Annotated in this window: 13 protein-coding genes; all 13 read left to right on the forward strand. The window is 37.0% G+C overall.

Going from position 1 to position 16017, the window contains the following annotated elements:
• Positions 1-130: 130 nt before the first annotated feature.
• Positions 131-859, forward strand: coding sequence for a hypothetical protein (locus M0M83_RS20835; protein ID WP_048607591.1), 729 nt, complete (start codon positions 131-133; stop codon positions 857-859).
• Positions 860-989: 130 nt separating this feature from the next.
• Entirely contained in the window at positions 990-1487 is a 498-nt protein-coding gene (locus M0M83_RS20840) for a hypothetical protein (RefSeq protein ID WP_048607590.1), read from the forward strand.
• A 77-nt stretch (positions 1488-1564) separates the two neighbouring features.
• Positions 1565-2854 carry a recombinase RecT gene (locus tag M0M83_RS20845; RefSeq protein WP_048607589.1) on the forward strand — a complete coding sequence of 430 codons (1290 nt, stop codon included), beginning with the start codon at positions 1565-1567 and terminating at the stop codon, positions 2852-2854.
• A 48-nt stretch (positions 2855-2902) separates the two neighbouring features.
• Complete coding sequence (locus tag M0M83_RS20850) at positions 2903-3997, forward strand: lambda-exonuclease family protein (protein WP_071547982.1); 1095 nt, start codon at positions 2903-2905, stop codon at positions 3995-3997.
• Between the two features lie 37 nt (positions 3998-4034).
• Entirely contained in the window at positions 4035-4403 is a 369-nt protein-coding gene (locus M0M83_RS20855) for a hypothetical protein (protein WP_048607587.1), read from the forward strand.
• Between the two features lie 53 nt (positions 4404-4456).
• A complete protein-coding gene (locus tag M0M83_RS20860) occupies positions 4457-5464 on the forward strand; it encodes an AAA family ATPase (RefSeq protein WP_048607586.1) in 1008 nt (335 codons plus the stop codon).
• Between the two features lie 98 nt (positions 5465-5562).
• Positions 5563-5952, forward strand: a complete 390-nt coding sequence (locus M0M83_RS20865) for a DUF3150 domain-containing protein (protein ID WP_248468504.1) — start codon at positions 5563-5565, stop codon at positions 5950-5952.
• Between the two features lie 53 nt (positions 5953-6005).
• A protein-coding gene (locus M0M83_RS20870; RefSeq protein WP_102140835.1) for an IS3 family transposase occupies positions 6006-7159 on the forward strand; the annotation gives its coding sequence in 2 pieces (ribosomal slippage) (positions 6006-6252 and positions 6252-7159; 1155 coding nt in all).
• 41 nt (positions 7160-7200) lie between these two features.
• Positions 7201-7986, forward strand: a complete 786-nt coding sequence (locus M0M83_RS21605) for a DUF3150 domain-containing protein (RefSeq protein ID WP_336432239.1) — start codon at positions 7201-7203, stop codon at positions 7984-7986.
• Positions 7987-8050: 64 nt separating this feature from the next.
• Complete coding sequence (locus tag M0M83_RS20880; protein ID WP_248468506.1) at positions 8051-10024, forward strand: VWA domain-containing protein; 1974 nt, start codon at positions 8051-8053, stop codon at positions 10022-10024.
• Between the two features lie 235 nt (positions 10025-10259).
• Complete coding sequence (gene traF, locus M0M83_RS20885) at positions 10260-11291, forward strand: conjugal transfer protein TraF (RefSeq protein WP_048607580.1); 1032 nt, start codon at positions 10260-10262, stop codon at positions 11289-11291.
• A gap of 15 nt (positions 11292-11306) precedes the next feature.
• Positions 11307-12716, forward strand: a complete 1410-nt coding sequence (locus M0M83_RS20890) for a conjugal transfer protein TraH (protein WP_071547980.1) — start codon at positions 11307-11309, stop codon at positions 12714-12716.
• A 19-nt stretch (positions 12717-12735) separates the two neighbouring features.
• Positions 12736-15978, forward strand: a complete 3243-nt coding sequence (locus tag M0M83_RS20895) for a conjugal transfer protein TraG N-terminal domain-containing protein (protein WP_048609142.1) — start codon at positions 12736-12738, stop codon at positions 15976-15978.
• Positions 15979-16017: the final 39 nt, after the last annotated feature.

The raw sequence follows: 16017 nt of genomic DNA on the forward strand, positions 1-16017 counted from the left end.
TACCTCTAGCTATGTTAACTCATAGTTCAATTCAGAGAGATTTCAATAATCCCTCGCTCCCCCGAAGTAGTTTTGACTACTAACGGTTTTAAACTCTCCAATAATACCCAAGTTTACGAAGGTAAATTATATGTTAATCATATCAATACTAGTGATTGGTGTGCTTGTTCACGCCTGCCTGAACTATAAATTCACGGTTGCATACGCTTCAATAATGTTTGCGCTTGTGTTTTTGTGGGATGGATCACTACCAAACGTAGAAAGTTTTAGCACTAAAAATCTGGTTTCGATTGCTATCAGTACAACTATCTTCATGATTTTGTATCTGAATAAACGCAATAGAGATCAGCTAAATAGACGAAAGGCACATTTTCGCAATGCCGATGATGTGAACCTATATCCAAACGCTGAAGTTCCAACTTCACACGAGTTAATGATTGCACACGATTGTGAGCAAAAAGACGACTCAAGCAATAATTATCCGGAAATTTGCGCCTCAAATAGCGATAGATTGGATAGAAACGAAGCACAGCTTTCATCTTCTAACGACTGTCGAAAGGGTTCTCACAAAGAATACCACGGTATTTTACGTGATTTCGGAGTAGCGCATTACCAGTTCAAACCTCAAAACAGACGGTCCTATTACGTTCGTATTGATGAAGATATCATTTGGGGTTTAGGTCTGGCAGATGCAATTGCTAACTCAACGGTGCAGAAAGGTGATTTCATCACTCTCAAAAAAGAGCGTGAAGAAGTTGTTGAATATGCCCGTATAATTGATGAGTCAGGAAACCGACTCGGTAGTGAGAAACTGGCAGCTCCCAAACGGAGATCTTTCTGGTTAATCACAACTGTTTAGCATCACGCTTAACAGTCAAGGCTTTTCTACGCCCTAATAAAATATAATCAATCATTGAATATACTTTATTCAAAAACTCTGAGCTCATAGTTTTAATTATGTGTCTCTTATTAAATAAATAGGTGAAAATATGTGTGAATTATCATTCTCAGGTAAAATAAATATTATTCGCTCGACTCAAGTAAAAGACAAAATAGTTTATGATGTCATGCTTGAAGATCAAAGTGCTTACTTTCATATAGTTTGTAAGGACACCAAACTTGCAGAGATATTATCAAATGCAAAAAGCAATGATACGATATTTGCAAAGGGTGAGGTTAAATTAAAAGAATCTGTAATTAACAATATTGTTAAAGAAAGATTCTATATTCTTCCATTTATATTATCAATCAATGGCGTTAATACTTATCAAACGAAATCAGAGGTTGAAATAGATGAAGAAGCAAGACAACAGCGCGTTAGAAGTTTAGAACGCATCAGAGAGTTAACGGATATATTAAACTTTAATAAATCCAGAAATTCGCTTGATGAATCAAATAAAAAATTGGAAGAAAATAAATATGATAATAATCAGCTATTGTTAAAAAGCCAATTATTAAGTTCATTAGATAGTAAAAAATCTATTTGAACTAATATTCATCAATTCCAATTCAAACAATAGCCGCTATATGCGGTTTTTTTGTTTCTTAAATAGGTATCTTATATATGTCATCATCGAATATAGTTCAAGGTAGCAAAGCTGTTTCTAACATAATTGCAAGTTTAAAACCGAAATTTACTGAGAACTCCCTTAGTGAAGCATCGTATTTTAATGAAGCAATTTTTGCTAAGAATCAGATTGATAACAACAAAAAACTAATGGCGATTGCTATTAATAATCCCGCTAGTTTTAAAACTGCATTTTTACAGCTTGCAACAACGTCACTAACGTTAGACCCTGCTCAAAAATTAGCATACTTAGTACCCAGAGATGAGCGTGTTATTCTTGATGTCTCGTATTTGGGGTTAATAAAAATGGCTATTGAAGCTCAAATGTGTAAAAACTTAATTATAGATTTAGTTTTTGAAAAAGATAAGTTTGAGTTCAATGGCAGACGGACACCACCAACACATCACTATGACCCTTTTGCAGATGTTGGAAATATTCTTATAGACCAATTCGACAAAGGCTCAATCGGTGAAAGAGGTAATTTCAGGGGGGTATATGTTGACTACCTTCTGCATGACGATACTCACTTGATTTACTTCATAACCAGACGTGATATTGCAAGTGCCCGTTTAAAATCTGCAAGTTGGCTGTATAGTCCTGATAAATCTCCGTGGTCGTTGTTTACTACACAGATGATCAGAAAAACTGCTATCAAATCCTGTATACACTTACTTCCTAACGCTAATCAGGCAATCATGCGAACAATTGATTATCTGAATACAGATGGGGGTGAGGGTTTTACTCAAAATCGTCCTGTTTCGCTCGAAACAACTAGTTATGAAGCTGTACACGCATTTACTGACCAAGACTCAGCAGTAGTAACAGACTCGTCTAAAAACGTGTCTGAGGCTATTGTAGTTGATGTCATTCGTAATGGAGTGAAACGGCGGATTGACAAGCTAGTTGAACGGTGCAGCAAGACCAATGCATTTGAAAGTATGCTTGATGAAATCTCAAATAACTTTGAGTTTAATCCTACAGAAATTGAATATGCAAAGGAAGAATTAATAGCAGAAAGAAAGAATGTATTTAATAAAATACTATCTAATGCAATCCAGAATAATGATTTTAAAGATGTTGATAATTTCATTTCAACTGTTTCAGGCTCAGATCAAGTAGCATTTATAAAAACACTTGAGCAAGTTAAATCTGATTTAGCTTGTTGCCGACAGTTATTCTCTGATTGTAAAAAACAAAGCGATATGGCACCACTTATAAATAAGTTGTCTATTATCGAATTTAAACCGTTATCTGATTATATTTTGCGTACTATTGAGCAGAATTAATAGATATCAACCGGACCCGTAGTTTATCTACGGGTTTTGGATATTAATATGAATAATTTCGATATATATGATCTCATTCAAGGTTCTGATAAATGGTTAAGCTGGAGAAAAACGGGTGTAACAGCTACGTGTACCCCCACTCTTAATCCCGACGTTAAAAATGAGTTCAGCAATACTCCTTACAGCTTATATTTAGAATGGATCGGAGCTATTCCGCCAAAGGATTTGTCATGTATACGGCAAGTTGAAGTAGGGAAGCTATCCGAACAGTTCGCCCGACACTGGTTTGAAAATCAGTATGGGGAAATCAGTAGTCCTTGTTGTGTACGAAGTAGGAAATATCCGCACATGATAGCCTCACTTGATGGACTTATTGAAAATAATGATGTTGTAGAGTTCAAAAATATATCCCCAAAAAACCACCGTTTGTTATTAGAAGAAAAAGCAAAATCTTCAATTTTCAACTATTACAAATGGCAGGTTTATCATCAAATGGTAGTTACTGGCAGCACATATGGGTACTTGGTATTCTGGTCTGCTAAAGAAACACCTCTTGTCTTTAAATTAAAAATTAATGACAAAATAATAAATAAGGTTGTTACCATCACTAAAAGATTCTGGAATTGCGTTAATAACAAAACGCCTCCTGAGTTTGATGTAAATAAGGATATAATTTATTTAAATAGTGATGATGTACTAAAAGAACGTAATATTAACCCTGAAGATTTAATATCACGCACAAAAAAGTTAGTTGAATTACAATCTGCATTTCAATTAGCACAAAAACAATTGAATGAAGCTAAAGAAAAAGTAGCATCATTTGATGAACAGATAAGAAATGAAATAAAGGTTTTCTCATCTGTATTAAAGTTACAACCTAATGCTCCCTTGAGGCTTGAAGGCTTTGGTATTCGATATTTAGAATCTCACAGCGCTCCACGGTTTTCTTGGAAGAAGCTAAGAGAGAAATTAGGTATCAATGAAGAAGATCATCCTGATTGTTATGGTGAGTCGTCAATTAAAACATCAATAACAAGTTATGAATATCATTCTTCCAATTCAATATCACCTTCTGATAATCATTATGACAATGAAAACCGTCAGAAAGGTGATTCAATAATAGATATATATAATTATTTATAATAACCCTGAGTTTTAATTCAGGCGTTAAGGACTATCAATGAATAATATCATTAATATGACAACTTATGCTGCATCCGATGAACAGAAAAGTTTTGGCGTTATTGATTTAACTCAAGATGAAAATGAAAAACTTCGTATGTTATTACGTGTCACAAACACTGAAAGAAATGATTTATTAAACCAAGCAAATAACATTGCTTTGTTTGCTGATTTCCTAAGTGTTAAATACAAAACAAATAAATGTCTTATTGGTGGAAAATCATTTCTCATTCCTTTTATTACTAAAAGCATGAGAGATTTTGATATTGAAACTTACATGACTAACGTAAAACAAGTAACAACATTTGTGAATGGCGAGATATTAAAAAGTCAACGTCATTGCGGTGTTGTTAATTGTTCAATTTAACAAACTTAAACCTCAAATTAATTTGAATGTTTATTATTTAAATAGGTAAATATATGAACGCTGTAAATAACAGTTTTGATATTAAACGTAACACTCCGGTCGATATGGAATCTTTAGGTATTATTCTGCCTGAGAATTTAAAGGGCAAATATAGTATCAAGGGATTTTCTAATGACCATCAATTTTCAGAGTATATCCCGAAATTTAATGAGAAGTATGTGTTTGAACCTTCACTCAGAAAGCATGTATTAATGTGGTTTGATAACCCATTAGATACATCACTCTGGATTTCTGGACCTACTGGCTGTGGAAAATCTTCAATAGTTGAGCAAATTGCTGCTCGTATGAATTGGGGATTGATGAAAGTAACAGCCAGTCCTGATCTTGATATGAGTAGCTTACTCGGTAGTTTTCGCCTAAAGGTCGATAAATTAACGGGTGATCAAGAAACCGTCTTTCATGAAGGACCGCTAACCATCGCGTATAAGCATGGGTTGGTTTTTCTGATTGATGAGTATGACCAATTAGAACCTTCCGTAGCTAACTCCCTCAACGGGATCTTAGAGATGGGTTCTCTTGTCATTCCTGAAACAAATGAATGCATTCATCACCATGAAAACTTTAGATTTGCAGTAACTGCAAACAGTAATGGGACCGGTGATATGACAGGAAATTACAGTGGTGTAAAACCACAGAATATAGCCAACCTCGATAGATTTATGTTTGTTGAGGCTGACTATATGCCCGAAAAAGAAGAACGTAAGCTACTTGCTTCATTTTTGTCTGATCCTGAATCACATCAGTTACTGACGGATGGGCTGATAAAGCTGGCTAACGATGTACGTAAAAGTACATCTGCGACAGTCACTAGCTTCAGTAGTACCGCTATTTCAACTAGAAGCCTTGTGAATGTTGTTCGCCGTTTCGATTTTATGCTTCGTTCTAAACAACCACCGGTAGATATTCTGTTAGATGCATGGCAATTACATATCTCTAACAGAGCTCCTGAAGATGAAAAAATAGCATTGAACGATATGTTTAATGTTTATTTTAAATCTTAATTCAAATCTTATTTTTAATTTTAATTATTAATAAATCGACAAGGTAAATAGATTTATCTATTTGCCTTTTTTAAATATATAAATATGTAGGTGAATTTATGAGCCCAAACATTCTTGAAAATGTAGTAATTTTTTCTCTGGAAGGTATCCGTTTAACTACTGGAAGAAAAACACTTAAAGGTAAAGATATTAAGGTTATTAACACTGGAGATATAGTTCTGCCTCCCGAAACAATAGCCAGCCTCGGAACCAAAAAGGTTATTGACCCTGCAAAAATCAACAAAATGCGTACCTTTCGTACTGGTGCTGATGCAATCTGTTCAAAATATGGTGTTCCATTCTTGAACGGGTATGCAGTGCCGACTTCACTTGCAAGTCACGTAAGGCAGCAGCTAAATGATTTAAAGGACCAATTCTATATATTCAAAAATGAGTTTTTATCCGCTATATCAACTGATTTTCTTTCATGGTTAGATGATCTGATTTAATGGCACCGCACACTTTTGTGAAGGATAATTAGTCCAACAACAAAGGTGTGAAAATGACCCAACGAAGAAAACCTAGAAAATATACTGATGAGTTCAGAGAAGAAGCTGTAAAGCTAGTCACTGAACAAGGTTACAGTGTTACTGAAGCAGCCAAATCATTAGGCATAACAACTAAGCTGCTTTACAACTGGAAAGACAAACTAGCCAAGCAAACTTCAGGCGAAGCATTAAGCAAAGATGAGAGAGCTGAACTGGTTAAGCTCAGAAAAGAGAATAAACGCTTACAGATGGAGCGTGAGATCTTAAAAAAGGCGAGTGCCTTCTTTGCGAAAGAAATGAAATAAAGTTCGAATATATTAAAGAGCAGCAATGGCGCTTTCCAATTAGCGTTTTGTGCGAGGTTCTAGAAGTGAGTCGGTCAGCCTATTACGCATGGCTGAGGCGACCAGCCAAGATTATTAGTGTTGAAGAGTTAATGCTTTATCGTCGCATGAAGAGGTTATTTGATGATAGCCGCAGTAGTGCTGGTGCCAGAACCTTAATGAAGTTGCTACGCAAAGAAGGCTTTAAAATTGGTATTTGTCGGGTTAAGAGCTTGATGAAAAAGCTCGGTTTAGTCGTTAAACAGCGAGTGGCTTATAAAGTGACGACTATGCGCAAACATAGCCATGCGGTTGCTGATAACTTATTGAAGCGCCAATTCAATCCAGCCAGAGCAAATCAGGCGTGGGCGGGTGATATCACCTATCTAAGAACGCATCAAGGCTGGATGTACCTAGCTGTTGTGATGGATTTGCATTCTCGCCGTATTATTGGCTGGGCGTTGAGTAAACGCATGACGGTTGATTTAACCATGAGAGCGATGCAAATGGCTATCAACCTGCGTCAACCCAAAGCAGGCTTGATCTTCCATAGCGACAGAGGCTCACAATACACCAGTAAGCGTTTTCAATCATTGCTATGGAGCAATCGAATTACGCCATCAATGAGTGGTTGTGGAGCATGTTTAGATAATGCTGTGGTTGAAAGGTTTTTCGGCAGCTTGAAAAATGAATGGCTATTAAATGTTTACCATTTAACCAGAGAAAGCATGAAAACTGATGTAGAGAAATACATCAAATACTACAACTCAGTTCGGCTTCATACTTCATTAAATGATATGTCGCCAATTGAGTTTGAAAGTGTAAGGAAAAAGTGTGCGGCCTAGCTTGACCAGATCAAGATAAAGAAGATGAAACTGTAAAAAAACTGTTTGAGTCCGAAGTTATTGACGTCAAACGGTTAGATGAAAAGCTACAATTTGGTTTTTCTTCTTTCAATATTTCACCCTTTGGTGAAGGCGAGTCAGAAGAAAAAGTACAAAGCCTTAAAGAATCTGTCCTGCTTGATGTTGTTGATAGAATTTCTGAGTTACGGGAACGTGGCTCATACAATGCATCAAACATATCTCAAACTACACTCAATACGTTACGAGAAGTTGCAAGTAAGCTGAAAGGATTAGCTGTATTAAATCCAGATGCTGGCAGTTTAAGTGATTATTTGAGTAACTTTATTTCAACGTTGCCAAGCGTTGGGAGATTGTCTAATGACGAATCAATTGCCGTAACAACACTTTTTATTACGTTATCAGACATTAAAACTTTGAAGCAGTTAATAAACTCCACCAATTTGAACAATGTATCAGATGTGGAATTAACTGTTTTACCACAAACTACAAACAACATTGATTTATCAACTGCCATACCAACTTCAGTACCTGTAACTGGTAATACTGATAGTGATTTCATTGAAATTATAGTCGATGAAGATGATGTTGCTGAACCAACAGAAAACGATTTAAACATTGTGAATGTCGCCGAAAACTCACAAACGGTTACAGTGCCGAATGTGAGTCAAGATGTTGTAGAAAATACGACACCAACTCCGACACCAATTGATGTTCAATCAGAACCTGAAGTAGTTTCTTCGGATCTACCTGTAAATTCACCCTTTAGTGTTGAAGATGAAAATCAGGGTGTTCCATTTTTCTACTAATAATATGGGAAACCAAACTAACGCCTGAATTTATTCAGGCGTTTTTATTTAAATAGGTATATATATGAAACAATTAAGAAGTGCAGCCTCATTAGCAATCGTTGCTAATGTATTAGCTGGCAAATTTGACATTTCAATTAAGTTTACTACTGACGAAGCGTACTGTGGTGTATCTGAAAGTGGTAAATATGAAATAGGGATTCCTTACACAACTGATACATCTTTCGGTAATATTTTGTTAGGTTTTTTAATTCATGAAATTGGACATGCCAAATTCACTGATTTTTCATTTGTTGCTCAAACAGGCAATAAATATATTAGTGTATTAGAAAATATTTGCGAAGATATCTGGATTGAATCAAAGTTGGAGCATGTTTATGGTGGTGCCAAGTATTACTTGGATGCCGTCAGACAACATGTTTTTACAGAAAAACCTATTAACTCCGTCATTTCCATTGAGGAAAAAATAACGTTTTTCATAAACTATGTTTTACTGCATGGTAGAAGTAAATACAACGGAGTCGTTGTTAACAACATTAACGAACTAAAACTTCAATTCATTTCAATCTTTACCGAAGCAATTTCTGACAAGGTTGATAGATTATTAGAAATGGTGCTTTTATCCACAACTACTGTCGATAACAATCTGATTGCCAAAAAATTATTCATTGTTCTAGCAACAGCCCTTCAGCTCAAACCACAAGATACGTTACCTCCCTCTAATGGTAGCTCTGACGATGCTGGTAACTCTGAAGGTAATGCCCCTGACGGTTCTGGTAACTCTGAGGGTAATGACCCTGATGGTTCCGGTAACTCTGAGGGTAATGACCCTGACGGTTCTGGTAGCTCTGAGGGTAATGACCCTGATGGTTCCGGTAACTCTGAGGGTAATGCCCCTGACGGTTCTGGTAGCTCTGAGGGTAATGACCCTGATGGTTCAGGTAACTCTGAGGGTAATGACCCTGACGGTTCTGGTAACTCTGACTGCTCTGGTGTGGGTGAAAGTTCAAATGGACCTAATGACGTCAATGTTTCAACCGAAACTGATACTGACGACTTAGATTCAGATCCAGAGAGTTTTAACGATATTTTTAAGGACGTTTCATTCGATAGTGTAAATGACAATGTTATTCAAGATATAACATCTACAATCTCGAATACGGAACAACTTAAAAAGGATATGAGTTCCAAGGGAATAGTTAATGATTTTTTTAACGTTGCGATTATTAACACAGAGTGGAAGAAAAATTTTAATCAAGCCACACAAACAATAACTTCACTTGATATTAAGAGAAGTTTGAATACAGGATGTAGATTACGCCGGTCATTTGAAAAATTAGTCCATGATAATACTACATCCACTTCACGGTTAAAGGAGCAAGGCGCAAGAATTAAATCCAGTAAATTAGCAGGTGTAAAAACGGGAAACACTAACATTTTTAAGACTAAAAGTGTTATCCAAAGCCCAAATTGTGCTTGTTCTATTTTACTTGATACTAGTTCCTCAATGCATGAATACCACTTTGATACATCCCGTATTCGAGCTGCATTATCTTCCGTCATTGCAGTATTGGAAGGGTTAAATATCACAGGTGTTTCAACAGCTTGCTATGCATTTCCTTTTTACGTTGAAGAATCCAATTCACTACTAGTACAAACGATGAAGCCAAGATATACACCGCTTCGCGCAAGTATTTCTCAAGGCGTTTTTACTCACAAAGGATGTTTAGGCTCTACTCCATTGGCTGAAAGTTTGATTCCCGTAATAAGCGAAATCGCTCTATCAAGGGAAAAGAAAAAGATGATTTTCATTATCACTGACGGAGAACCTAATGATGATAATAAGACTCAAGAAATCATCAACTCAGCAACAATCGAAGGAATAGAAGTCTGTACCTTTGTATTGAACGAAGATGGGACAAACGAAGCCTATTTCAAGAGGATATTTGGTAAAAACACTATATTTATCAATAAATTCAATGAAATTGAGCAATCCATACTTCAAATGTGTGCGAATTTAATAGTCACAGCACGATAGTGAAAGGTTACTTTTCGCGTTGTTACCCCAAATTTGCTTCACTGAAAACAACTATAAAGCCTCCCTCATCGGAGGCTTTTTTTTTGCTTGAAATTTATCACTTTAATACAAGAAAAAATAATTTTTGCAAATATAAAATACAAATATTTTCCATGTAAAAACTGAATAAAAACAGTGTTTTCCTAATGCAAAACATTTTTATTAGGTCGCTGACATCAAACATAAGTGAATTTCAATGAGAAAACATAAATATTTATCTATGGCTGTAATTGTGGCTATTTCAATTTCAGGAACAGGTTATTCTTTGGCAAATCAAGAGCCTAAGAAAGCATACGATGATTCTGAGCAGGTAATTGGTGGAAGTGTACAAGACTTGGAAAAAAAAGATGAAGGGTGGTTTTTCTATAATGAAAAGCAAGTCGCGAAACCAAAGCCAATCATTCCAACTAAACAAAAACCAGATACACCAAAACCTAAGCCACTCGAACCAAAACTAACACCAGCGCCAGCTCCTGCACCAGAGCCGAAATTTACGGTTAAATGGTATCGGGAGAACATTCAGAAGCTACGAGATGATGCAATTGATAATCCGACTAAAGAGAATGTAAGGCGATACTATTACGTGCAACGGATCATGCTTGACAAAGCCAGTCGTTATGCAGATATGGCGAGACTGGTAACTACTACTGATCCGTTCATTGATGAAAACAATCGCCGATCCACATCCTCATTTGCGGCTATGGAGCAAACACGAATAGCTGACGAAAACAGAGGACGTGTCTTGAATAGCATTTCAAGTAAAGCAGGTATCTTTTTCTTTTTTAAAGGAAAGGACTGTCCTTTATGTGAGAAGCAAGCCTTCGTTTTAAAAACATTTAGTCATGAAACCAGCATAAATGTAATTCCTATTTCTGTTGATGGTCTCCCTCTACCTCAAAATGAATTTAACAATATGAAAATTGATACCGGTCAAGCCAAAAAACTTGGAATTACTAATGTACCGGCGATTGCATTAGCCATACCGCCTAAAGATATCAGAATCATTTCGTTTAGCGCTATCAGTAGTGATTCTCTGAAGGAACGCACTGTGTTGATTGCTAAAGATGCAAAACTAATTTCTGAACAAGATTACACAAGCACACTTCCCCTTAATCACAATGGATATATTGACAGCGACATAATCAAAGATATGCCAGACGATATTTTAAATGACCCAATTCTATTTGTTGAATATATCCAAAAACGATCTCAAGTTATAAAACCTTAAAAGGCTAATTTCGTAATGAAAAAGACATTATTAAGTTTGGTTGTTACCGCTCTTTTCGGATTTACTCCTATTAGTCAATCCGCTGATGTAAACGAGCAATTAAATAAGATGTTTGGCTCTATGTCGAACACAACCAGCGGTGGTTCTTATAAGAGTGTTACTCGCGAGGGGTACGTAGGAGGGGGCTTCGTGGTCCGTAATCAGCTACGAACCCTTACACCCGTTAACGTAACGTTACCTAAAGCATCTGGTGGATGCGCCGGTATTGATTTCTTTGCTGGATCATTCAGTTTCATTAACACGGAAGAATTTATTCAATTGCTCCGAAATATCGCGGCTAACTCTGTCGGACTGGCATTTCAGTTGGCTATTAACGCTATGGATGCCGTACTGGGAGGGGAGTTATCAAAACTACAATCCATCATACAAAAGCTGAATGAATACACCGCCAACTCATGTCAATTATCAAAAGGCTTAATGGTAGATATGGCAGGTGCAATTAGCGAAGAAATGAAAACGTCAGTGTCTGCACAGCTTTCATCTAAAGGTATTCAGGATTCATTCAATAGCTATAAATCCGAGGTGTTAGGTAAACAACCGCCAATGATGGCAGCACAAAAAGCCGGTTTAACAAAACCGTGTACTCACTACGGTAATGTAATGTGGTGTTTATTAAGTAAAGGTGGATTTAATAGTGGATTTTTAAATTCTACGGACGAACAAAAGGAATTAGTTATGAGTTTGACTGGTATGGTTATTGTAAAAGAAGCCACACAATCTAATGACAAATCCACTCCTATATTGCACCAAACAATTGCTCCCATTCCTATTGAGGAAGTCTATGAACTATTGATGAAAGGCTCAAAAGAAAAAGAAAATGTTCAAATCTATGGCTGTGGTACATCAAAAGACACCTGCATAGCTCCAGCACCAAAGAAAATTAAGGTTGATGGGCTTCAGACTCAATTCTTAGATATATTTGAAAAATATAACTATCTTCAAAAATATATAAGCAATGAGAAACCTGCTGAAAACATAAAACAAAAAGTATTGTTTTTCAATGTTAATGGGGCTGTCACTAATGGCTACAAATTAATAGATGGTCAAGATACTACTAGAGCAATGCACTATTACAGAAATATATCAGAAATAATTAGTTATGAAGCAGCTTTCGTATATTTAAACGATATGTTAACTGCCGCTGAAAGCAGTGCAGATAGAATTATAGAAAACAATGAGGAACCTATTTTTGCTCATATAAAAAAACAGCGCGAAATGATACGAGATGCAAAAGTAACCCTTCGACAAATACATGATGGTTACATTGTTAAGCATGGTGGTTTAGTCAGAATAAACGAAATATTTAATACATTCATGGTTGGTACGAAACCAATTCACGTTCCAGATGGTGTGAACGCTCAATAATCAATCGGAGTAATCAGTAATGGATTTTCACGTATACACATCATCTGGTGGAGCTTCGGCGCTTTCAATGGTGTTTAACGGGCTTAGTATGCTCAGTAACGATGGTGTCTTGGCAGGATCATTTAAAATCGCTTTTTTGTTATCCATCATCGGATATGTAATAAAATCTGCCGCTGATGGTGGTAGAACCATAGCATTTCAACAAGCTGCCGTATCAGTAGTTCTATTTTTATGCTTCTTTCAAGTTACAACAAGAGTCACGATTGAAGATGTTACAACCGGCGAAGTACGGGCTGTTGATAATGTACCTTTCGGTGTTGGTTTTACAGCATCAATTATCAGCAATACTGGTTATCAGTTTACACGAAAAATGGAACAGGCATTTTCAATGCCAAGCATGACTGAAAACGGTCCCGTTGACCCATTGTATACCCTTGCATCAATGTTTGATGCAATGCGAGATCCGTTAATTTGGTCCAGTGGCGATAGTAAAAGTGCTCACTTAGAGGAAGCTATAAAGGTTTATACAAACCAATGCCTTGCATTTGATATTGCAAGAGGGGCTCAAAGTTTCATGGGAATCATGAATAAGCCATTTGATGATCAACTAGCAACAAGCCCAAACAGAACTATTGCCATTGAAGTAAACGGTAAAGTTGATGATGTGTCCTGTCTTGAGGCAATGAAAAGTATCAGGCTTATGGTTGGCGGGCAAGCTGACTCAATCGGTAAAGGTGTGCTCAGTGTAAGAAATGGGTTTAGTGAAAAATGTAAAACATACGGCTCAAAGAACCAGTGTTCACTTCCATTTGCAAACCAGACCATGACTGAAGCAATGACATTTTTTGGGGCTACAGGGAAAAACCTACGTGATTTTCAAGCGCAGTTATTAATGTACCCGTTCGTTGTTAATATGCCTCAAACCGCTAATGAAAACGCCTATCACTCCTATGCGGCGGTCGCTAAATCACAGTCTCAAATTCAACAATCATTCAAATGGGCGTCTGAAGGTTCGTCATTTCTAATTTGGATTCAATATCTTCAGTCTTTTATACAGGCGGCTGTATACGGTCTGGTGCCATTTGTTGCCTTCGCTTTAGCATTCGGATTAATGGGCGTAGGTTTGAGCCTTAAATACGTTCTGGTGCTTTTGTGGATTCAAACATGGCAACCGTTACTTGCGATCATGAACGCTATTATGTTAACTAAAACACAGTCTGATATCTCAGTGCTGGTTTCTGGTGCTTCTAGTTTCTCCGATTTATACCATTTGTTATTTGTTACACAGAAAAATATCGCCATTGCAGGGCACATGATGGCATCAGTACCGATGTTGGGCGCATTTGTCGTGTTTGGTTCCTCTTATGCTTTCACGGGATTAACAAAAGGTCTATCAACAACAGGTGCTCCTGATACGTCACCAATGACTCCAGATGCTACTGATTCTCCAGCTTTACACAAGCAATCAGCAGTTACTGAACAATCAGCACATAATGCAGTATCAACGATAACAGGCGGGAATAGCACTGCTCCAAAACTGGACTTATCAAATACGCGACAACAAGCTATACAATCTGCTTCCAGTAGAAATATTACAGCTCAAGAAACCTTAACTTCAGCTATTGATAAAGGTGTTAGTTCTTTGAGTTCTATGGGGATAAATACATCTCATAACTACGGATCTACAATCAATAGTGATACCGGTTTGAGCAATACAGTTAGCAATTCATCCAATAATGGCTCAATGATCACAACTGGTAACACATCCTCTACTATTGATGAGAGCGCAAAAATTACCGCTTTATCCGGTGACGCAAGCGTATCAGGTGGTATGGGCGTAGGTTCACCGGATACTGGTGGAGCTGGTGGCTCTGGTGGTAAAGGCGTTTCTATTGGCGGTAGCGCTGCCGTTAGTGCTCAATCCTCCGATATTCACCGTAATTCTGGAGCTCAAACAACCGGCATAATGACAAATGACTCAGTTGCAACGAATGATGCAACCAGTTTATCCAATAATATTCAATTTGCTGAACACATTGCGGATCAACTTGATAAACATGGTGGTACTCAAGAGTCAGCACAACTAGCACAAAGTATCAGACAAGCCGCCTCGCAAGCAGAAACAGCCCAAGAATCATATAGTGAGACTGTTTCTGCTAATAATTCTGTATCTACAAAACAGTCTTATACCGCAGGTCAGGTAGCAAATTTAGCAAATGAAAACAGTAATGTTGTAGACAAAATCAATAATGAAAATCTAAGTAATGATGAATTCCAGAACAGAAAAAAAGAATATCAACAGCAGCTTAGTTCCATTATGGGAGCATCGGACGCAGAAAGCGCGGCGACAATTTATGCAGCAAACGATACTGGCGGTTTAGTTAACCACTTTGGAGAATTGTTCGGTCCTGCTACAAACCCTACTGGTGCTATGAATGGCGAAGAAAGTAGAAACATGAATGTTGCACAAAATACTGCATCGGAAGTTCAAGGCAATATTTCCAGCACTCAGGGGGCTGTTAATACCAAATTCGGTAATACTACAGCTCAAGCCCAACAGTTCTTAAACAGCCAACAGACTAATGTAGAAGATGTTTCAGCTAAAAATAGTGCAGGACTAGGAATGTCTGAGCATTATTCAGAATCTAAGATGGCTAGAGAACAATTACATGGAAGTTCTGTATCAGAAAATAGCTCTCGAATGATTTCAAATGATGGCACAAGTGTTGCTGCAAGCATGAATGCATTGAACAATTCAGTTAGTAACGTGGGTGCAGATCAAAACAACATAGAATCAGATACAACGGCAAATTTAAATTCTATGAAGCCAGTAAACACAGTGGCTATGCCGTATGAACAGTCCAACAATATTACAGACGGACTAGCACAATACGCAGCTATTGCTAAAAATTCCACTTCTATTAATCAAATAAATGAAGCAGCAACAAATTTCGCAAATACATATTATGAAAATGGCGGTAATGCCAGCCGTGACCAACTTTACAGCGCACTTAATAATGTGCAAATTGAAGCAAGAACGGGTTCTGGGAATACTCAATTAAACATAACCAACAACACGTTAGCAGGTGGTAATGGCAATCAAATTCCACAAAGAAGTCGTAGGGACATAATTATCGGTACAGATCTATCACCTAGTTCTATACCAGAGAAACCTGAAAAATCAGAAGGTTCAGGTGAAGATAAAGCAATTATTACAAAAGGTAACCCAATGCCAAGAGTAGAACAAATTAAACCGCGATAACGGACATAAAAAAAGGCAAAAACATTGTGTTTTTGCCTT

Origin of the sequence: Providencia rettgeri (genome assembly GCF_023205015.1) — a bacterium.
Taxonomy (GTDB): Bacteria; Pseudomonadota; Gammaproteobacteria; order Enterobacterales; family Enterobacteriaceae; genus Providencia; species Providencia rettgeri_E.